The 19,773-nt window shown below is 36.2% G+C and carries 20 protein-coding genes and 1 tRNA gene; 17 read left to right on the top strand and 4 right to left on the bottom strand.

What is annotated here, in order from left to right:
• The first annotated feature begins 190 nt into the window (after nucleotides 1-190).
• The 5 genes from LMF89_RS06785 (at nucleotide 191) to fusA (ending at nucleotide 5,293) form a co-directional block, all read left to right on the top strand.
• Entirely contained in the window at nucleotides 191-1,264 is a 1,074-nt protein-coding gene (locus LMF89_RS06785; protein ID WP_007953000.1) for a M42 family metallopeptidase, read from the top strand.
• A 3-nt stretch (nucleotides 1,265-1,267) separates the two neighbouring features.
• Nucleotides 1,268-1,777, top strand: coding sequence for a gamma carbonic anhydrase family protein (locus LMF89_RS06790; RefSeq protein WP_229534470.1), 510 nt, complete (start codon nucleotides 1,268-1,270; stop codon nucleotides 1,775-1,777).
• A 21-nt stretch (nucleotides 1,778-1,798) separates the two neighbouring features.
• Nucleotides 1,799-2,215 (top strand): nucleoside-diphosphate kinase, encoded by a 417-nt coding sequence (gene ndk, locus LMF89_RS06795; protein WP_007952996.1) that lies wholly within the window; start codon nucleotides 1,799-1,801, stop codon nucleotides 2,213-2,215.
• 160 nt (nucleotides 2,216-2,375) lie between these two features.
• On the top strand, nucleotides 2,376-2,882 hold the full coding sequence (locus tag LMF89_RS06800) for a cob(I)yrinic acid a,c-diamide adenosyltransferase (protein ID WP_007952994.1): 507 nt from the start codon (nucleotides 2,376-2,378) through the stop codon (nucleotides 2,880-2,882).
• Between the two features lie 326 nt (nucleotides 2,883-3,208).
• A complete protein-coding gene (gene fusA / locus LMF89_RS06805; RefSeq protein ID WP_229534450.1) occupies nucleotides 3,209-5,293 on the top strand; it encodes an elongation factor G in 2,085 nt (694 codons plus the stop codon).
• 298 nt (nucleotides 5,294-5,591) lie between these two features.
• Here fusA and LMF89_RS06810 read toward each other — a convergent pair.
• Nucleotides 5,592-5,667: transfer RNA gene (locus LMF89_RS06810), tRNA-Gln, on the bottom strand.
• 103 nt (nucleotides 5,668-5,770) lie between these two features.
• Between LMF89_RS06810 and LMF89_RS06815 the strand changes: the two genes are divergently transcribed.
• Nucleotides 5,771-6,466 (top strand): C40 family peptidase, encoded by a 696-nt coding sequence (locus LMF89_RS06815; RefSeq protein WP_229534451.1) that lies wholly within the window; start codon nucleotides 5,771-5,773, stop codon nucleotides 6,464-6,466.
• A gap of 193 nt (nucleotides 6,467-6,659) precedes the next feature.
• On the opposite strand, the gene LMF89_RS06820 is transcribed toward LMF89_RS06815, so the two are convergent.
• Nucleotides 6,660-8,339 carry a DUF4127 family protein gene (locus LMF89_RS06820; protein WP_229534452.1) on the bottom strand — a complete coding sequence of 560 codons (1,680 nt, stop codon included), beginning with the start codon at nucleotides 8,337-8,339 and terminating at the stop codon, nucleotides 6,660-6,662.
• 184 nt (nucleotides 8,340-8,523) lie between these two features.
• Here LMF89_RS06820 and rsmD point away from each other — a divergent pair, with 184 nt between their 5' ends.
• From rsmD to LMF89_RS06835, 3 genes are all read left to right on the top strand, one after another.
• Entirely contained in the window at nucleotides 8,524-9,093 is a 570-nt protein-coding gene (gene rsmD / locus LMF89_RS06825) for a 16S rRNA (guanine(966)-N(2))-methyltransferase RsmD (protein WP_007952987.1), read from the top strand.
• Entirely contained in the window at nucleotides 9,093-9,575 is a 483-nt protein-coding gene (coaD, locus tag LMF89_RS06830) for a pantetheine-phosphate adenylyltransferase (protein ID WP_007952985.1), read from the top strand. The genes rsmD and coaD overlap by 1 nt, the downstream gene beginning before the upstream one ends.
• A 226-nt stretch (nucleotides 9,576-9,801) precedes the next feature.
• A complete protein-coding gene (locus LMF89_RS06835) occupies nucleotides 9,802-10,254 on the top strand; it encodes an ATP synthase subunit B family protein (protein ID WP_007952983.1) in 453 nt (150 codons plus the stop codon).
• Nucleotides 10,255-10,364: 110 nt separating this feature from the next.
• Here LMF89_RS06835 and spoVV read toward each other — a convergent pair whose 3' ends face one another.
• The gene (spoVV, locus tag LMF89_RS06840; protein WP_229534453.1) at nucleotides 10,365-11,624 is read right to left on the bottom strand and encodes a dipicolinic acid transporter SpoVV; all 1,260 of its coding nucleotides are present in this window, start codon (nucleotides 11,622-11,624) and stop codon (nucleotides 10,365-10,367) included.
• Nucleotides 11,625-11,732: 108 nt separating this feature from the next.
• Here spoVV and LMF89_RS06845 point away from each other — a divergent pair, with 108 nt between their 5' ends.
• Nucleotides 11,733-12,557, top strand: coding sequence for a patatin-like phospholipase family protein (locus tag LMF89_RS06845; RefSeq protein ID WP_007952979.1), 825 nt, complete (start codon nucleotides 11,733-11,735; stop codon nucleotides 12,555-12,557).
• On the opposite strand, the gene LMF89_RS06850 is transcribed toward LMF89_RS06845, so the two are convergent.
• On the bottom strand, nucleotides 12,499-13,746 hold the full coding sequence (locus LMF89_RS06850) for a nucleotidyltransferase (protein ID WP_229534454.1): 1,248 nt from the start codon (nucleotides 13,744-13,746) through the stop codon (nucleotides 12,499-12,501). The genes LMF89_RS06845 and LMF89_RS06850 overlap by 59 nt on opposite strands.
• A gap of 283 nt (nucleotides 13,747-14,029) precedes the next feature.
• On the opposite strand from LMF89_RS06850, the gene LMF89_RS06855 reads away from it, so the two are divergent.
• From LMF89_RS06855 to fabK, 7 genes are all read left to right on the top strand, one after another.
• Nucleotides 14,030-15,226 carry an acetate/propionate family kinase gene (locus tag LMF89_RS06855; protein WP_255711052.1) on the top strand — a complete coding sequence of 399 codons (1,197 nt, stop codon included), beginning with the start codon at nucleotides 14,030-14,032 and terminating at the stop codon, nucleotides 15,224-15,226.
• A gap of 98 nt (nucleotides 15,227-15,324) precedes the next feature.
• A complete protein-coding gene (locus tag LMF89_RS06860) occupies nucleotides 15,325-15,819 on the top strand; it encodes a YceD family protein (RefSeq protein ID WP_229534455.1) in 495 nt (164 codons plus the stop codon).
• Nucleotides 15,820-15,905: 86 nt separating this feature from the next.
• The gene (gene rpmF / locus LMF89_RS06865) at nucleotides 15,906-16,088 is read left to right on the top strand and encodes a 50S ribosomal protein L32 (protein ID WP_007934595.1); all 183 of its coding nucleotides are present in this window, start codon (nucleotides 15,906-15,908) and stop codon (nucleotides 16,086-16,088) included.
• A 150-nt stretch (nucleotides 16,089-16,238) separates the two neighbouring features.
• Nucleotides 16,239-16,799: a transcription factor FapR gene (gene fapR, locus LMF89_RS06870; RefSeq protein WP_229534456.1), complete on the top strand. Its 561-nt coding sequence runs from the start codon at nucleotides 16,239-16,241 to the stop codon at nucleotides 16,797-16,799.
• A 14-nt stretch (nucleotides 16,800-16,813) separates the two neighbouring features.
• Nucleotides 16,814-17,839, top strand: coding sequence for a phosphate acyltransferase PlsX (gene plsX, locus LMF89_RS06875; RefSeq protein ID WP_229534457.1), 1,026 nt, complete (start codon nucleotides 16,814-16,816; stop codon nucleotides 17,837-17,839).
• Entirely contained in the window at nucleotides 17,823-18,842 is a 1,020-nt protein-coding gene (locus tag LMF89_RS06880) for a beta-ketoacyl-ACP synthase III (RefSeq protein WP_229534458.1), read from the top strand. The genes plsX and LMF89_RS06880 overlap by 17 nt, the downstream gene beginning before the upstream one ends.
• Nucleotides 18,832-19,770, top strand: coding sequence for an enoyl-[acyl-carrier-protein] reductase FabK (gene fabK / locus LMF89_RS06885; protein ID WP_229534459.1), 939 nt, complete (start codon nucleotides 18,832-18,834; stop codon nucleotides 19,768-19,770). The genes LMF89_RS06880 and fabK overlap by 11 nt, the downstream gene beginning before the upstream one ends.
• Nucleotides 19,771-19,773 lie beyond the last annotated feature (3 nt).

Consider the following 19,773-nt stretch of genomic DNA (forward strand, 5'->3'; position numbering starts at 1 on the left):
ACAATACCAGGAGAAACTCGTTTCCTTTTTGGGGTGTATGTATAGCAACAAAAGATATTATAGTCGGAATCATTGAAAAATAAGAATAACGATTAATTCGCCATGGCTAGACTACTTCACTATATGGGTTTATCAATAGTGAATGTATAGTTGTTTTGAAAGTACACTTATAGAAATAAAGGAGGATATTGTGGATAAGACATTAGTATGGTTAAAGAAAATATCGGAGGTTCCTGGAGTATCCGGATTTGAGCATCGTGTAAAGGATTTACTGTTAGAAAAAATTAATAATCATGTAACGGTATCCTATGATAAGTTAGGCAGTATCATATTTGAAAAAGAAGGTCAACAATCTGGGCCTAAAATTATGTTAGCTAGTCATATGGATGAAATTGGATTTATGGTAAAAAATATTACTAAAGAAGGTTTTATTAAATTTGTCACTTTAGGTGGTTGGTGGGAACAAGTCATGCTAGGGCAAAAAGTTACATTACTATCTGCCAAAGGCGATATTCCAGGTGTTATTGGTAGTAAGCCGCCTCATGTTCTGACTCCAGAAGATCGCAAGAAGGTTGTACAAAAGCGTGAGATGTATATTGATGTTGGGGCTAGTAGTGAAGAAGAGGCTAAAGTTAAATTTGGAATTCGTCCTGGTGATGCGATTGTTCCATATAGTGAATTTACTGTTATGGCAAATGAAAAACTTTTAATGGCTAAAGCCTGGGATAATCGAATTGGTTGTGCCATAATGGCGGAGGTTATGGAACAACTTGCTTTAGAAAAACATTCAAATACCGTATATGGGGTAGGAACTGTCCAAGAGGAAGTTGGTTTACGGGGCGCAACGACTAGTGCAGGTGTTGTCAATCCAGATCTTTCATTCGCAATTGACACTTGTATTGCTGGGGATACACCGGGTATTTCTGAAGATCAGGCATCGAGTAAGTTAGGTAAAGGTGTTGCGATTTGCATTTATGATGCTAGTATGATTCCACATACAAAATTGCGTGATTTCGTTATTGAAATTGCTAATGAAAATCAAATTCCTTATCAACTGCAATTTACAGAAGGGGGTGGGACGGATGCTGGGCGCATTCATGTTCATGCAAAGGGAGTACCTAGCTTGGTATTGAGTATCCCTACACGTTACATACATAGTCATCACAGTATTATCCATCGGGATGATTACCAGTCTGCAATCGAGTTATTAATGGCAATCATAAAGAAGTTAGATGCTACGACATATGATAAGTTGGTGAATTAAATGTTGAAAGATAATGTAATACCTTATAAGGGAACCGTTCCTCAAATTGATGATAATGTATTTTTGGCTGGTGGCGCATATATTATAGGTGATGTTACAATTTCCTCCCATGCCAGTATCTGGTTTAATACTGTAATACGCGGTGATGTTCATCCTATCAGTATTGGCAGCTTTACGAATATACAGGATAACTCCACGATTCATGCAATGCATGACTATGAAACGATTATTGAAGATTATGTTACTGTTGGTCATGGAGTTATCTTACATGCTTGTCATATAGGCAGTAATTGCCTTATAGGTATGGGATCTACTATATTAAGTTATACAGATATCGGAGAAAATTGTATTATCGGTGCAGGATGCCTCATCACAGAGCATAAAAAAATTCCTCCTAATTCTTTGGTGATGGGAGCACCAGGAAGAGTGATCAGAACAGTAACCGAAGAGGAAATTGAAAATATTAGGCAATCTGCTCTTAATTATTATAAAGAATCATTACATTATCGTTAAGAAATTGAAGAGGTGATACTCATGGAAAAGACCTTACTTCTATTAAAACCTGATGCTATCGTTAAAGGTGTATGTGGGCAAATTATTGATCGCTTTGAAAAACGTGGTTTTAAAATTGCTGCAATAAAGATGGTGCAATTAACCAGGAAGCAAGCTGAAATTCATTATTATGAACACACTGATAAACCCTTTTTTCATGAATTAGTCGATTTTATTACCTCTAGTCCTCTTATTGCTATGGTAATAGCAGGAGAAAATGCGATTAAAGCTTCAAGATTTATGATGGGGTCGACTAATCCTATTGATGCTGCAGCAGGTACGATTCGTGGAGATTTCGCGTTAAATATTAGAAAAAATATCATTCATGGCTCTGATAGTTTGATAAGTGCAGAAAGAGAAATTAAGAATTTTTTCACTGAGAAAGAACTTTATTTATAAGGTTTCTCTTTGAAAAACAGCCATCTATAGCCATGCAGGTAAAGGATGAACATAACTATAAGCGTAGGGTAAGTAAAACGGTGAAGTGTTAGTTATGCTCATCCTTTGACGTTCTAAATGAAGCTTTAGACTACTATAAGATTTAAGGAGGAGATTTTCCATGAAAGTATATACAAAAACTGGCGATAAAGGAACTACAGGTTTATTGACGGGAGAGCGCATTGACAAAGATAGTTTGAGAGTAGAAGCTTATGGTATAGTTGATGAAATTAACTCTGCTTTAGGATTAGCAAGGGTGTGGTGCTGTAAAAACGATAATAAAGATATTATTTATAGCGTACAAAAAATGTTAATGATGGTCATGGCAGATCTTGCTAGTGTTAATAAGGAATCATATTATATTACGGAAGCTCATGTAAAACAATTGGAGCAATACATTGATGCACTTGATGCTAAGCTGCCTCCATTAAAAGAATTTATTATTCCTGGTGGAAGTGCCGGGGCTGCTGCTTTGGATTTAGCTCGCACTACTGCTAGAAGAGGGGAACGGCAAGCCATTAAATTGTCAAAGCAAGAAGACGTAAACGAACAAGTTTTAATTGCTTTAAATCGGTTATCTGATTTATGCTTTATGTTATCTCGAGCAGAACTTGCGCAAAATCAATAATGAATATCAGATACACCAATGCCTCTATCGTAGCATACAATATAAATATATAATGTGTGTATCATGTTAAGTAATGAGGGAGGCGAACGCGGTGAAACCTTTAAAAATCTATGTTATGTCAGTACCTAAGCCACTGCGTAAAATTATGCAGCTGTTTTGTAAAAGTTCGTAAGCTGATTAAAGAATAACCGCCTATTATAGGCGGTTATTAATTTTTATAATGAATAAACTGAAAAGAAGGAATGTTCAGTATTCACGGAGAAGTGTAAAAAAAGTTATATTAATTAGTATGGGTAGAAGGCTAAATTAATATAGGGGGAATTAATTTGAAAGAGTACAGAAGTGATAAGCTTAGAAGCGTGGGCATTGTGGCTCATGGTGGGGCAGGAAAAACAAGTGTTGCTGAAGCTTTATTATTTAATGCAGGAGCCATAACCCGCATCGGACGTGTGGATGATGGGACAACGACCACAGATTTTGAGCCAGAAGAAATTAAACGAAAAGTAACGATTAGTGCGGCGTTAGCGCCGTGTGAGTGGCGTGATCATAAAATTAATTTTATTGATACTCCTGGATATGCTGACTTTGTTGGGGAAGTAAAAAGTACATTAAGAGCTGTTGATAGTACTTTAGTTGTAGTATGCGCTGCATCAGGAGTTGAAGTAGAAACCGAAAAAGTTTGGCAATATATTAGTGAACTAAATTTACCTCGTATTGTTTTTATTAACAAAATGGATCGTGAGAATGCGGATTTTTATAATGTAATTCAGGAGATGAAAGATAAATTTGGTTCCATTATTTTGCCAATTCAACTACCCATTGGCGCAGAAGAAAACTTTAAGGGGATTATCGATTTAGTAAGAATGAAAGCAATTTTACCTTCCCCTAGTCAACGCTCTCAAGGAGCAGAGGCAGATATTCCAGAAGATTTAAGAGAAATGGCTTTGGAACTTCGTCAGAAATTGATTGAAGTTGTCGCCGAGTCAGATGATGATCTTTTAGCTAAATACCTGGATGGAGAAGAATTATCAGATGACGAAATAAAAATAGGGTTAGTAAAAGGTGTCTTTCAAGGAAATATAATTCCTGTTATGTGCGGTGCAGCCTATAAAAATATCGGAATACAAGAAATTATGAATGCAGTATTGGATTATACTCCATCTTCTGAAGCTAGTCGTTTCTTAGGGACTCATCCTGTCTCAAAGGAAATTGTGGAGAGAAAAGCTTCTGATGGTTTTTCAGCATTAGTATTTAAAACCACTGCGGATCCTTTCGTTGGGCGTCTTAGTTATATACGCATATTTTCAGGATCTATGAAACCTGACAGTATGATATATAATGCATCTAAGGAAAAAACAGAGAGGATTGGAAATCTTTTTACATTGCGTGGCAAACATCAAGAACCTTTAAATATTATATATGCTGGTGATATTGCTGTTGTTGCAAAATTACAGGAGACAGGAACAGGTGATACCCTATGTGAGAAAGATAAACCTATGATTTTTGAACCGATAACATATCCTAAACCGATGTTTACGATGAGTATTGAAGCGAAGAATAAAGGCGATGAAGACAAAATTGGAAATGCTTTAAATCGTCTTATGGATGAAGATAAAACATTTAAAGTTGTAAAAAATGTGGAAACGAAACAATTATTGATTAGTGGTATCGGGGAATTACATACGGACATTATGGCAGAACGTATGAAACGTAAATTTGGTGTAGATGTAATCCTATCAGACCCTAAGGTTCCTTATCGGGAAACTATTCGTGGTTCTGTCAAAGTAGAAGGAAAGCATAAAAAGCAAAGTGGTGGTCATGGACAATACGGGCATGTATGGCTACAATTAGATCCATTACCGATGGGGACTAATTTCGAATTTGTTGATTCCATTTTTGGTGGAGCTGTACCGCGTCAATATATTCCTGCTGTTGAAAAAGGAGTGCGTGAGGCACTCGTAGGTGGTATTTTAGGTGGCTATCCAATGGTAGATGTAAAAGTAACTCTATATGATGGTTCGTATCATAATGTTGATTCTTCAGAAATGGCATTTAAAATTGCCAGTACAATGGCTTTACGTAAAGGCGCTTTACAAGCAAAGCCAGCATTATTAGAGCCAATTTGTAATGTTAATATAAATGTACCAGATTCTTTTATGGGAGATGTAATTGCTGATTTAAATGGTAAACGTGGACGAATTCAAGGAATGGAGCCTATTACTAAAGGAGCTGGCGTTATTAAAGCACAAGTTCCCATGTCCGAAATGTTTCGTTATGCGATTGATTTACGTTCTATTACCCAAGGACGCGGTCATTTTGATTTAAACTTTTCTCACTACGAAGAAGTGCCTCAACGTATTGCAGAAATGATAATAGCTACTAGCAAAAAGGAAAAAAATGAAGAACATTAATTACATTTGAAAAGCAGGCTAAAGGTCTGCTTTTTATTTTATGTCAAATCATAGTAAAAAATAAAATTTTATAAATTGAAGGAATTTTTAGATTATTTAGCTAATATTATATATGGAAAATAAATGTGCAATTAAGTGATTTCATATCGATTAATATGCAAGGGAGTGACTTGTCTTTTATTCAAAATTAGAATAAGCTATAAGTATATAATAATTGGGATATTTATGTAAAAAAAGATAGTAAAATAGCATCCAGTAAAATACTGAATGCCATTGGGTTTATATTTTAAGTTATAAATGGCAGGGGCAGCTGGACTCGAACCAACGGATGCGGGAGTCAAAGTCCCGTGCCTTACCAACTTGGCTATGCCCCTGTAAATGGATACATTAAGAAATATATAATATTATATTCTTTACCCACGAATATTAATTATACGTATCTAATATAGATATGTCAATAAAATTTAAGGAGAATCTATGATAAAAATATCAAAAAATATAATAAGTTTAGTTGTATGCTGCGCAATGTTTTTTATCATATATGGTTCTGCTGAAGCACAGAGTTTGAAATTGCAATTAGGCATGTCTGGGGAAGCTGTATATTTATTACAAAGTAAGCTGCAGGAACTTGGGTTTTACTCAGGAGAACTTGATGAAAAATTTGGTTCTGGTACGTTAAATGCCGTTATCCGGTTTCAAGAAGCCTGCGACCTTGAGGCTGACGGTATTGTAGGTGCTCAAACACTTGCTGCGCTGCATCAGTATAAAACAGGCAACATAAGCAGTCGAGGTCAGATGACAAGAAGACCAGAAAAAAACATTGGTTCTTTTGCACAAAAGTTTATTAACGTTCCTTATCAATGGGGCGGTTCCTCTCCTAGTGGATTTGATTGTTCGGGATTTATATACTATATTTTTAACCAATACGGTATCTTTATGCCTCGTATGGCTGATGAACAATTTAAAGTTGGATTGGCAATCCGTGTATCTGAGCTACAAGCTGGAGATTTAGTTTTTTTTAGCACTTACGAGCCAGGTCCATCCCACGTGGGAATATATATTGGTAATGATCAGTTCATTCATGCCAGCTCTGCTGCAGAAAGAGTAATAATAACAGCTTTATCCAAGCCTTATTATCAAGCAAGATACCTTGGTGCGCGAAGAATGCTATAATGACGGACGAACTGGTAAACAAAGAAAACAAGGAAAACAAAGAAAACAACCATTAGCCTGGTTGTTTTTTATTTTATCGCTGACCAAGGCGATCTTAGACTCCATCTTCTACAATCGGGAGTTAAGAGCGGTTTAGTAAGTCATAAGTATAGTGTGATTTAGATCGGTGAGGAAGTTAAAAGTCCATCGCCAATTAACTCTTCTTTATAGCAGTGAGTGCTAATGTTGGTTTTATCCATATTTCAAATGTACGTTGCCAAGGTAAATAGGTTTGTATCTCTAAGTCGGTTATAACAATTTGTTCTAATCCTTGATCCGTACGAATTGTGATGGGAGAATTTCTTAATCCTTCACGTAATAAATGCTTTCCTTTACTAACCATCATTTTTTGCACTTGAACATTCGTTTGATAATAAGCGGTTTGTAAATGATAAGGGTCTATCTTTCGTCTTTGTAATTGTTTGTTAATGTACGGATTAATTTCTTTTTGGTAATATAAATCATCTAAGAACCTTGCTGTTAGAAACTCTAAATTTTCTTTGTATACAGCCATTACTTCTGTTAAGTTGCTTTCTTTCTTTAATGCTTTCGTAAAGATACTAGCTTGAGTGACAGCGGTTCCAATCGAGTTACTGGTAGTATTCCACCCTGCGTAAGCAATAAGTTTAGGAATATCAACCTCCTGTGCTAACAACACAGGTAATAATGTTTCAGAAGCTTGAAAACTCTCTGTTAAGTCGACTAAGGCTACTTGATAGCCTTGATCTAATAGATTTCTAATTTGTTCAGCCGAAGATGAAAATGTTGATTGATTATTCGTAGTACCAACATGTACATAAAGAATAAAATCAGCTTCATCTATCTTTTCTACCTCTACGGCACCAGCAATCCTGATTTTTTCCTGTACTGTTTTGGCTACAGTATGAGGCATAAAGGGCATAATAAGCTGTGCAGCATCGTGATTGGAATACATCACAAAGACTTTTGGATGATCGTTGGAATATTCCATTGCAATGTGTCCTAAAAGGCTTATGGCTACTTCATCGGTACCACGAGTAATGAATACTTTATTTGCGAGTGAAGGTTTCTGTGACAGTTGATGCTGTAATTGTTGTTTGTTCATGTTGGGAATGCCAAAGGGTTGACCATCATCTTGCCCAATCACTAAGCCAGCGAGCATTCCTTGTTCTACCATATTCATTAGTGTTAGATTTAGTGTAGTATTTTTTTCATATAGAGCGGTATAATGTTGTATAACATTAGCTGGAAGTTGCTTTTCTAACGAATGTATTGTATTGATATCTTCAGTATTTTCAAAAGTATAAACTTGGTCTTTGATTACTGAGTATTTTAACATATTTTTTTGATAAGCAATATTTTCTTGATTATCCGCAATCAATAATCGAGGAATAATATTAAAAGCATACATTTTCAAATGGGGACTTTCTTGGTGTATAACGGTTAGCAGATCAAGGACTTCATTCGTGTCTTCAGTGCTTCCCATAGATAGGCGCGATGCTAATAAACTCCCGTGGATTAGCATGTCAGTTGAAATAATAGCTGCATCTGCCTGTGGGCTTACTTGCTTTAGCCAGATGCGCAGTTCCTTTTTATTAGCGGGAGTTTTATAGTTATCCAATAATTCTGGTTGAGGAAGTAATACTCGAATTCCTGCGATTTGACCTAATTGTTCCACGAATTGTGTACAGGGGGGGCGGCTATCTAAAGGAAGTAAAACTACAGTTAACCAATAATTTGTATTGAATTTCCATGTCATAATAGGATCCGATCTCCAATGAAAAATATGTAAAATAATAGTAGCTGCAATAAAGAAAGGGATGATAAGAACGAAATATTTAAAGTTCTTGGACATAATAAGGCACCTCGTTATGAAAATATACTACATAATCATACCATATGTTTTGTAAATCACAAAAGATGATATGTGACCTATCAAAAAATACAAAATATAAAAGTATTATAGTTGTATAGTAAAAAATATGTAGTATACTATAAAAATATGTTACAATAAAAGATGTGATTATAGGTGATTTAAGATGAGAATAATTACAGGAAGTGCCAAGGGTATAAAATTAAGTGCACCACGCGGTCTTGGAACGAGACCTACAGCTGATCGAGTTAAAGAAGCGGTCTTTAATATACTAGGAGATATTGTTGTTGATGCTCAGGTGCTGGATATTTTTGCAGGTACAGGGAATTTGGGGTTGGAAGCATTGAGCCGTGGTGCGTCAGCTGCCGTTTTTATTGACAGCAGCATTGATAGCATTACAAGCATCAAAGAAAATGCACAGCGTACTAAATTGATTGGACAAGCGGAGATTCTTAAAAATGACGTAATAAGGGCTCTAGATCGATTTGCAGGAACTGGTCGTTCATTTGATTTAATTTTTTGCGATCCTCCTTATAATAAAGGATTGGTTCAAAAAGTATTAGAAAAAATTGAAACAAATGCAATAGTAAATCCAAAGGGGATACTTGTTATCGAACATTCTAAGCATGAAGAAATAAAAAATCAATGGGATCATTTGCAGCTAAGACGTGTTGAAAAATATGGAGAAACATTAATCAGTTTTTTATTATATAATACCAATCAGGAGGTTAGATAGTGCGCATTGCAGTTTGTCCAGGAAGTTTTGACCCAGTAACCAACGGTCATATTGATATTTTTGAAAGGGCTAGTAAATTATTTGATGTATTAATTATAGCCGTATTTCATAACCCTAACAAAAAACCTCTTTTTGACATGGCGGAGAGGGTAGAATTATTAACATTAACAACTAAGCATATCCCTAATATTCGCATTGATTCTTTTTCAGGTTTACTGAATGAATATGCTCATCAACAAAATGCTAATATTATTGTTAGAGGTCTGCGGGCATTAAGTGATTTTGAATATGAATTCCAGCGGGCGTTATTAATAAAAAAAATCGATCCGACGTTAGAAACGGTATTTATTATGACTAGTAGTGAATATTCATTCATAAGTTCAAGTGGAATAAAAGAATTGGCTAGCTTTGGTGGCTGTATAACAGGATTGGTGCCTAAGGGTGTAGAAGATAGAATTGGTAGTCGGATTAAAAGAATCTAATTTATCCGATGACTAAACCGCTCTAAGACTCTCACTTTCTACAAGTGGGAGTCAAGAGCGGCCTAAGTCCTAAGGATAAGTGTAGTAAGATCAGGTGGAGTTTAAACTCCATCTGAATTCAAGTTTTCTTTATCATAGCACTAGCGTTGTGATATACACGGAATTTACACCAAAACATTTTTAATGAAGAATGTATTGTAAGTAATACCGAATGGGGAGAGGTTTTATGACTATTGAAGGAATATTAGATGAATTAGAGGGACTATTAATCGATGCTGCACGTGTGCCTTTTACGAATAAAAGAGTTTTAGAAGAAGATGATGTTGTCCGGTTGCTTGATGAATTACGGGAGGCATTGCCAAAAGCAATTTCTGATGCTAGTAAGATCATGGAAGAACGGCAACGTATTTTAGAAGATGCTCAAAAAGAAGCTCAAAATATTGTTGAAAAAGCTAAAAGCTATACAATTAAACTAACTGATGAAAATATGATTACAAAACAAGCACAAGAGCAGAGTGCCGAGATTCTTACCCAAGCACATAAGCAAGCATCCGATTTGCACGATGATGCAGTGGTATATGCTGATCAAGTTTTTAAGCATCTTTCAGGGAATTTAGAAAAAGCATTAGAAGTTGTTAAGCAGGGGCACAGTGAACTTCACCAACAACAAAAGAAATAAAATAAGATTTACTAGCAAGGCAGCCGTAAAAATAAGGAGGAGTATGTTTTTCCTTATTTTTATGGCTGCTTTGTTTTGCAAATCTTATAAGTGTTATAGATTCTAAAGAATTAATAGCTTTTTTTTCTTATATATCCATATAATTCTCTAATAATGTGTATCGCAATAGATAAGGCAATCATAATACTTAACAATACTAAAATCTGATAACTTACTTGTTCAATTCTTGTAAGAAATGAACTAACAGGCGTTGAATTAGGAGTTAGTAGAACTGGTAAAATAAATAGTTGTGTGGCATTCATAAAGGAAGATTTCATTAAGAATATTGTAATGATCGCTGCTAAAATCGCGTGCAGAAGCCTCCCTACCATATAAGGGAACATTCGTATGCCTGACTCAATAACGATGCTGGCTACTTGCCCGTGTACTGAAAGGCCGCTCCATGCAATGATTATACTTGCGACTACTGTTTTCTCAAGTAACGATCCATCGGCTTGACTTGCTGCTAGTGCACCTAAATCGATTTCGAATAAACCGCTCACTAAAGCAGGAGCAAGATTTGTGGTGAAGCCGATCAATCCTAATAATCCTGCAAAAACAGTTGCTAATATATCAGTAATGCCGATAATAGATAAAATGCGCAAAAAGACAGAGAAAAGGATAATAAAGCCACCAATTAATAAGATGGTATTCATTGAATTTTTTACTGAATCGCCCAATAATTGCCCCATAGAGCGTTTATCTTCCTGTTTAGCAGCGTATAGAGCCCGAAAGGCTCTTAGTAAGATATTTCCCTTTACTATTTTTGTTTCGTTAGTATAATCATCTCGCTTGCGGCCGTGGAAGCGAAAGACAATCCCAACAAGGAAACTAGAAAGATAATGTGCCAGTGCAATAACTGCACCTAATTCTGGCATCCCAAACATGCCAACAGCAACGGCGCCAAACATAAATAGAGGGTCAGCTGTATTAGTAAAAGATAATAGTCGTTCCGCCTCAACAGCAGTACAGAGTCGATTTTTACGGAAATTGCCTGTTATTACAGCATCCATAGGATATCCAGAAGCTAATCCCATAGATAAAGCAAAAGCTCCCACTCCTGGCACATTAAAAACAGGTCTCATTAATGGTTCTAGTAAAATACCGATAAAATGAACTACACCCAATCCCATTAGAAGTTCGGATAAAATAAAAAAAGGTAATAAGGAAGGGAAAACAACAGTCCACCATAAATTTAGTCCCATAATCGCAGAATCAAATGCTTCTTTTGGGTAATTCACCATAGAAATAGTAATAAAGACTACACTAAACGCCATAAAATATGCTAGTAGACGCGAATGGTATCGTTTTCCTCTGCCGAAAATTCTCATATAATTATCTCCTCTCCTATCAGGCGGTCTTTAATATATATTGAAATATGAGAGATAATATAACTATATGAGATAGGAATTAATAAAATAGCTCTAAGGAGTGGTTTGATGCGGCCGAAAATTGGCGTGGCTCTTGGATCTGGTGGATTAAGAGGGTTAGCACATATTGGTGTACTCAAGGTTTTAGAAAGGGAAGAAATTCCTATTGATTACATTGCAGGTTGTAGTATTGGTAGCTTAATTGGAGCTTTATATTGTTCAGGACAAACGCCAGAAACTATTTTACGATTAGCGAAACACTTGAAACCTCGCCATTGGATGGATTTTATGATTTCAAAAATGGGAATTGTTTCTGGTGACAAAGTATTGGAAATTATACATTTACTAACAAAAGGAAAAAAATTTTCGGATTTGAGGATTCCGTTAGCTATCGTTGCCACAGATATAAAACAAGGCAAGGAAATTATCTTTACGGAAGGTAATGTAGCTGTTGCTGTAAGAGCAAGTACTTCGGTACCAGGATTTTTTGTGCCCTTTATCTTAGAAGATATGCTACTCGTTGATGGTGCAGTGCTAAATCCTACTCCCATTGATATAGTGCGAAAAATGGGGGCTGATATTGTCATTGCTGTAGATTTGGCACATGCAGGAACGATTTGTAACATTACGAATATTTTTGATGTCATTATTCAGTCAATCGACATTATGGAACGGGAGTTATTCAAATATCGACAACACAATTGGGATATATTAATTCGGCCAGATGTTGCTCATATTCAACCAAGTTCTTTTGAATATATGGATGAAAGCGTACTCCTAGGAGAACAAGCAGCAGAGAAGATGATTTTAGATATTAAGCATTTATTAAATCATTCTATGTTGGAATATAAAGAGCTGGATAACGAAAATCCCATGCACCCATATTCCAACTAGAGGAAGGGATTCCTAAACTATAAATATCACTGGCTAAAGTGTCAACAGACAGCATTTGTTGCAGTGGAGTAAGGGTATCTGTATCACGTTGTTTGCTGCTTAGATAATGAGTGGTTTTAGTTATCAGAGGTATCGCATTAGTTTGGTTCATCTTTTTTAAAAGTAAACGTCCATTTTGATTAAAGGCTAAAATTCGAGCATATAAAGGACCTTCTTTATCAAAACTTGCTAATTGATCCTGTGTAGCTCCTAATAACGCATGAATCAGGATACGCTGTAAACGTGTATAAGTATAACGCTTGCTTTTTAGTAGTGCTAACAAATGCTCTATATTTGCTGCCAATAGAGAAGAATCACGGATTTTGTAATGCAGCCCCTCTGACACATTCGGTAATTTTTCTAATTGTTTAGAACTTGTTATTCTTAATTGGGCTAATACAATAGAAGAGAAGTTAGATAAAGTAACTGGTCCACGCTTTTGGGACAGAAGGTCATAAAGTATTTCCGACGTTGTTTCAGGGACAGACATTTTTATTTCGTCAGTAATGGTCATATGATTTATAATTGCTTGCCTTATGGCCGTGGCACTGGCAAAGGATGAGGTAATCGTAGTATCATTATATTTTGACAGTTGCCTAGTAACTGCAATTGGCTGCAATGTCGGTGAAAACTTTTTTATAGCACGTAAATATTCTACAGCTAAAATATTATTAGAAGAAGATATAATATTGCCCGCAATGTTATATTGCTTTTCTAAGGCTTGTCCTAAAGCGGAGGCATACGTATTACCTAATTGCAAGTTTATATGCATTTGGTTCATGATATTTACATCATTTGCAGCTGTGGCAATTTTATTCAATAGTTCCAAGTCGGCGTGTTCCGCTCCAAAACAAACATGGCTGACAATACCTAAAGAATGCAAAAGACGAATACCTCCAGCAGCGAAATACTGAGCACTGCGAACTGCAAATACAGTAGGAAGTTCAATAATAAGATCTACACCACCCCGAATTGCCATTTCGGCTCTTTTCCATTTATCAAACATTGCTGGTTCGCCTCTTTGTACAAAATTTCCACTCATAACACCTATGACAAAGGGACAGCCAGATCTTTTTTTTGCAGCATCTATATGCCATTTATGACCGTTATGAAAAGGATTGTATTCAACAATAACACCAACTGCTTGCATAATAATATGGTCACTCCAGTTTCAAAAGATTATTATAACTGTGTATTCAGTTATAATATCCATTATACTGATAAAACTCTACAAATATAAATAAAAATACCCAGATCTCTACTTCTTTTTGTAATTTATAAAAGAAAATTGCTAATACTATAGAAAAACAGTTTTTTTTAGTTACTTTGTATAAAATTAAAGGAAAAAATAGTACTGTGTCGAAACTTAAGTACTTGTATGATCGTATAAAGAGAATAGTAAAGAAGAGAAGAATGCGAGGAGGAATTGAATTATGAAAGTTTTAGTAGTGAATTGCGGAAGTTCTTCTATCAAATATCAATTATTTGAGATGAATGATGAGTCAGTAGTAGCAAAGGGGTTAGTTGAACGTATCGGTTTAGATGGAGCAGTGTTAACTCATCAGCCTGCTGACAAAGAAAAAGTTGTTATTAATGCTAATATTTCAAATCATACAATCGGTATTAGCTTAGTATTAGAGGCATTAACTGATGCCAAACATGGAGTCATTTCTAGCATGAAGGAAATTGATGCGATTGGACATCGTGGTATTCATGGCGGTGAAAAATTTTCTGACTCTGTGCTGGTAGATGCAGGTGTAATAAAGGCAATTGAAGATTGTATCGAAATGGCACCTCTTCATAACCCACCAAGTATTGCAGGAATTAATGCTTGCACTGAATTAATGCCAGGAATACCACAAGTTGTAGTGTTTGATACTGCTTTTCATCAAACAATGCCTAAGAAAGCTTTCATGTATGGATTGCCTTATGAAGCGTATGAGAAATATGGCATTCGACGTTATGGCTTCCATGGAACTTCTCACAAGTATGTGTCACAACGAGTTGCTGACTTAATGGGTAAAGATTATAATGATTTAAAAATTATTACTTGTCATTTAGGTAACGGATCTAGCGTAGCTGCCATTGAAAATGGAAAATGTGTTGATACCAGTATGGGGTTCACACCACTAGAAGGACTTTTGATGGGAACCCGCTGTGGTAATATCGATCCAGCTATTATTCCATTTTTGATGAAAAAAGAAAATATGACTATGGAAGAAATTGATACTTACATTAATAAAAAATCAGGTGTTTTAGGAGTTTCTGGAGTATCAAGTGACTTTAGAGATATTGAAAAAGCCGCCCAAGAGGGGAATGAACGTGCTCAATTGGCATTGGATATGTTTACATATGAGGTTGTAAAGTTTGTTGGCAGCTATGCAGCGGCAATGAATGGCGTTGATGCAATCATCTTTACAGCTGGTGTTGGTGAGAACTCTATCGAAATGCGTGAAAATATTTCAAAGGGTTTGGAATATTTGAATACTAAAATTGATTATGAAAAAAATAATGTTCGTGGTAAAGAAAGAGAAATTAGTACTGACGGCTCTAAAGTAAAATTGTTTGTAATTCCTACAAATGAAGAATTAATGATCGCTCGAGATACAAAAAGTATTTGTACTAAGTAATATTATTGTCGATAAGAAAAGACTTGGTGTTAGCCAAGCCTTTTCTTGTTGACAAAATATAGAGGGGTAGCTATAATTAATGAAGGTTGAGGTGGAAAATGATGAAAATTAATGTCTTACAGGCTAAAAAGGCTATTGGTAATGAACAAACATTTGAATTTGTCACTTCTGCTGAAGAACTAGCTATCGAGGGTGAAACTCCTTGGAAGAGTAGTGTTATACACGTTGAAGGCAAATTGATAAATAATGGACGAGTAATAGCTGTTGAAGGTATGATCTCTGCTAATGCTCAATATCAATGTAGTTGCTGTTTAGAGGATTTTTCTGCAAATATGGAAATTCCTTTTAGTGATAACTATCAGCAAGCTATTGATGATGAAGCTGATTTGGCTTGTTATACTGGTGATGAAATTGATATTGCCGATTTAGTGCGTGAAAGCTTAATATTAGCAGAACCATTGAAAAGCTTATGTAGTGAAACTTGTCGAGGATTGTGTCCTCATTGTGGTATTAATCTTAATACTGCGCAATGCGGTTGTCAGGGTAAGTTAATCGATCCAAGACTCGCAGTACTGCAAAAACTTTTAAAGTGAAATTTAAAGGCTTTTCTAACTGCGTTGCTTGAATTTTATTTATCCGATAACCATAATTGAAACCCTGTTAAGGAGGTGTGTAGTAAATGGCAGTACCTAAGCGTAAGATGTCCAAAGCTCGTCGTGACAAACGTCGTGCGAATTGGAAATTAACCGTTCCTGGCTTTGTAGCATGTCCACAATGTCACGAATTGAAAATGCCTCATAGAGTTTGTCCTGAATGTGGTCATTACAATGGTAAGGTAGTTATAAAAGCAAAAGCAGAATAAGATCTTACTTAGTGAGCAAGATAAGAGTTACTCGAACTTTTTTCTTGCTCACTGTTTTTTTCTTGCTTTTTATTTGCTAAGTGATTATAATAGTAACTGGTTATAGTAGCAACTACTAAAAACTAGTGTAATGAAATAAAACTGGGTGATATGATGGCGCGAATTCATAAAAAACTACGACAAGAAATACTTAAGGAAAAAATAGATTCAAACCCATTTCTTACGGATGGCGAATTAGCAGTATTGCTAAATGTAAGTATTCAAACTTTGCGACTAGATCGCTTGGAGTTAGGTATTCCTGAATTGCGAGAACGTACGAAACAAATGGCAGAACGTGCTCAAGATAAATTAAAGGCAATTACCAGTAATGAAATTGTAGGCGATTTAATTGATTTAGAGTTGGATAAACAAGGAATCTCCATTTTACATATAACGCCTGAAATGGTTTTTGAAAAAACGCAGATTGCTCGTGGGCATTATGTGTTCTCGCAAGCAAATTCCTTAGCTCTTGCCGTTATTGATGCGCCTACAGCACTGACTGGTGTTGCGAATGTAAAATATAAAATGCCAATTCACGTTGGAGAAAAGTTAATAGCGAAAGCTGAAGTAATCAGAAAACGTGGAAATAAATCGTTTATTTGGGTAAAAACTAGAAATGAAAAGCAGGAAGTATTTCGTGCTAAATTTATTATGGTATCTTTAGAACCATGAAAGGGAGACTATCAATGAAAGTTGCCGTTGATGCCATGGGTAGCGACTATGCACCGGAAGAAATTGTATTAGGAGCAATACAAGCCGCTAGCGAGTATCAATGTGAAATTGTTTTAATTGGAGACGAAATCCAAATTAAAAAAGTATTGGATAAAGCAGGGCAGTGGAAACATTTAAATATCAGTGTCCAGCACGCTAGCGAAACAATTGAAATGCATGAACATCCTGGAGCAGCAGCTCGTAAGAAAAAGGATGCATCGATTGTTGTGGCTACACGTTTAGTTAAAGAGGGTTTATGTGATGCCGTTGTTTCAGCAGGTAGTACAGGTGCCGCAGTAGCGGCTGCATTATTCGGACTTGGACGCATCCCTGGTGTGGAAAGACCCACCATTGCTACTCCTATTCCGAATCTTACGGGCACAACTGTATTATTAGATTCTGGTGCTAATGTGGATTGTAAGCCAAAACATTTAGTACAAAGTGCAATTATGGGCTCTATTTATGCTCAATATATTTTGGATATAAAAACTCCTCGTGTGGGTTTGTTAAATATAGGTGAAGAAGAAACGAAGGGAAATGAGCAAGCTTTAGCTACGTACCCGCTTTTAAAGCAATTGCAAACAGTTAACTTTATTGGTAATGTAGAGGGAAGAGATATTCCTAAAGGAACTGTTGATGTAGTTGTGTGTGATGGTTTTGTAGGTAATGTAGTATTAAAATTGGGAGAAGGTTTAAGTAGCGCTATTATGCAGTTGATAAAAGAGAGTATTAAAAATAGCGGTATTTTAACCAAAATGGCATCATTAATGGTTTTACCTGCATTAAAAGGCTTAAAACGAAAGCTTGATTATGCAGAATACGGAGGAGCTCCTCTTTTGGGTGTTAATGGGTGTTTTATTATTTGCCATGGAAGTTCTAAGGCAAAAGCTATAAAAAATGCAATTAGAGTTGCGACTGAATTTACACAAAATAATGTTGTTGAACATATAAGTGAAAATATTGCACGGGAAGGAGTTGTTACGAATGCAGGAGATGAATAAAGGGGTAGGTATTATTGGTATCGGCAGCTATGCCCCTGAGAAAATAGTTACAAATAAAGATTTGGAAAAAATAGTCGAGACTTCTGATGAGTGGATTGTTAGCCGAACTGGTATAAAGCAACGTCATATTGTTGAACCGGGGGTTGCTACTTCTTCCTTGGCAGCTCTGGCTGCTGAAAGAGCTTTACTGGATGCTGGTGTAACTGCAGATGAAATTGACTTGATTATTGTGGCTACGGCTACTCCAGACATGTTGTTTCCTTCTACTGCATGTCTGGTACAAGATAAAATCAAGGCTAGTAAAGCAGCTGCTTTTGATTTATCAGCAGGATGTTCTGGTTTTGCCTATGGTCTGGTAACCGGTACCCAATTTATTAAAACCGGATTGTATAAAAAGATTTTGGTTATTGGGGCAGAAACATTATCAACTATTCTTGACTGGAATGACCGAAATACTTGCGTGCTATTCGGTGATGGTGCTGGAGCCGTAGTTTTAGGAGAGGTTCCTGCAGGTTATGGAATTTTAGGAGTTGAACTTGGTGCTGATGGCTCAGGTGGAGAACTATTAAAAATGCCTGCAGGTGGTTCACGTATACCAGCTACAAATGAGAGCATTGGGCAGCGTTTGCATTATCTTCAAATGAGTGGAAATGATGTTTTTAAATTTGCTGTTAAAGTAATGGGAGAAGCTGCGGTTAAGGCTTTAGAAAATTCAGGTTTATCTCATACGGATGTAGATTGTTTAATTCCTCATCAAGCAAATATTAGAATTATTCAATCCGCTGCTAAACGATTAAAGCTACCTATGGAAAAAGTCGTTATAAATGTTGATAATTATGGTAATACTTCTGCTGCATCCATTCCTCTTGCAATGGATGAAGCAATGAAAAATGGTAGGCTTAAAAATGATGATATAGTTGTATTAGTTGGATTTGGTGCAGGACTTACATGGGCATCTTGTGTCATCAAATGGTACAAGGAGGATAAAGCTGTTGAAAAATAAACTTTGCCAAATATTAAATATTAAGTATCCTATATTGCAAGGTGGAATGGCTTGGGTAGCTACTGCTGAACTTGCTGCTGCTGTTTCCAATGCTGGTGGCTTAGGCATTATTGGCGCTGGTCATATGCCACCAGATGTGCTTCGCAGGGAAATACAGAAAACAAAATCGTTGACCAAAAAAGTTTTTGGTGTTAATATCATGCTTATGTCACCATTTGTAAAAGAAGTGATGCAAGTAGTGATCGATGAGAAAGTAGCAGTAATTACTACGGGTGCTGGTAACCCGGCAGAGTATATACCAGCTTTAAAAGAGATCGGTAGTAGAATCATACCTGTGGTTGCTTCTGTAGCATTAGCTAAAAGATTGGAGCGGACGGGTGTAGATGCTATTATTGCTGAGGGGCAGGAAAGTGGCGGTCATGTTGGCGAAATCAGTACCATGTCTTTGATTCCTCAAATTGTCGATGCAGTAAGTGTACCTGTAATTGCAGCAGGTGGTATCGCCGATAGTAGAGGCATGGCAGCAGCTTTAGCCTTAGGGGCTCAAGGTGTTCAAATCGGTACTCGTTTTGTGGCATCTTTAGAATGTATTGCACATTCTAATTATAAAAATGCTATTTTAAAAGCAAAAGATCGTTCTACAATTGTAACTGGCATTGCAACTGGTCATCCTGTAAGGGTGCTTACCAATAAATTTACCCGTGAATATCATGTCATGGAAAAAAATGGATCTTCTCCTGAAGAGCTTGAACAGTTAGGTGCAGGTAAACTACGCATAGCTGCTCGTGAAGGCGATGTAGATCATGGTTCTGTTATGGTTGGACAAATCTCAGGTATGATTACAGATATTAAGTCTGTAGAAGAGATTATCCAAGATTTGGTTAACGGTCTACCAAAGGTTTTATCTGGTATATCTGATAATATTTAACTA

Source organism: Pelosinus baikalensis (genome assembly GCF_020819555.1).
In the GTDB taxonomy this organism is placed as follows: Bacteria; Bacillota; Negativicutes; order DSM-13327; family DSM-13327; genus Pelosinus; species Pelosinus baikalensis.

What these genes read in the sequence shown, in the direction of transcription:
- LMF89_RS06835 (WP_007952983.1), top strand. Translation starts at nt 9,802, where the DNA reads ATGACTATTGAAGGAATATTAGATGAATTAGAGGGACTATTAATCGAT.
- LMF89_RS06815 (WP_229534451.1), top strand. Translation starts at nt 5,771, where the DNA reads ATGATAAAAATATCAAAAAATATAATAAGTTTAGTTGTATGCTGCGCA.
- LMF89_RS06800 (WP_007952994.1), top strand. Translation starts at nt 2,376, where the DNA reads ATGAAAGTATATACAAAAACTGGCGATAAAGGAACTACAGGTTTATTG.
- LMF89_RS06845 (WP_007952979.1), top strand. Translation starts at nt 11,733, where the DNA reads ATGCGGCCGAAAATTGGCGTGGCTCTTGGATCTGGTGGATTAAGAGGG.
- plsX (WP_229534457.1), top strand. Translation starts at nt 16,814, where the DNA reads ATGAAAGTTGCCGTTGATGCCATGGGTAGCGACTATGCACCGGAAGAA.
- LMF89_RS06850 (WP_229534454.1), bottom strand. Translation starts at nt 13,746, where the DNA reads ATGCAAGCAGTTGGTGTTATTGTTGAATACAATCCTTTTCATAACGGT.
- rpmF (WP_007934595.1), top strand. Translation starts at nt 15,906, where the DNA reads ATGGCAGTACCTAAGCGTAAGATGTCCAAAGCTCGTCGTGACAAACGT.
- spoVV (WP_229534453.1), bottom strand. Translation starts at nt 11,624, where the DNA reads ATGAGAATTTTCGGCAGAGGAAAACGATACCATTCGCGTCTACTAGCA.
- LMF89_RS06880 (WP_229534458.1), top strand. Translation starts at nt 17,823, where the DNA reads ATGCAGGAGATGAATAAAGGGGTAGGTATTATTGGTATCGGCAGCTAT.
- fapR (WP_229534456.1), top strand. Translation starts at nt 16,239, where the DNA reads ATGATGGCGCGAATTCATAAAAAACTACGACAAGAAATACTTAAGGAA.
- LMF89_RS06855 (WP_255711052.1), top strand. Translation starts at nt 14,030, where the DNA reads ATGAAAGTTTTAGTAGTGAATTGCGGAAGTTCTTCTATCAAATATCAA.
- rsmD (WP_007952987.1), top strand. Translation starts at nt 8,524, where the DNA reads ATGAGAATAATTACAGGAAGTGCCAAGGGTATAAAATTAAGTGCACCA.
- LMF89_RS06820 (WP_229534452.1), bottom strand. Translation starts at nt 8,339, where the DNA reads ATGTCCAAGAACTTTAAATATTTCGTTCTTATCATCCCTTTCTTTATT.
- LMF89_RS06860 (WP_229534455.1), top strand. Translation starts at nt 15,325, where the DNA reads ATGATGAAAATTAATGTCTTACAGGCTAAAAAGGCTATTGGTAATGAA.
- ndk (WP_007952996.1), top strand. Translation starts at nt 1,799, where the DNA reads ATGGAAAAGACCTTACTTCTATTAAAACCTGATGCTATCGTTAAAGGT.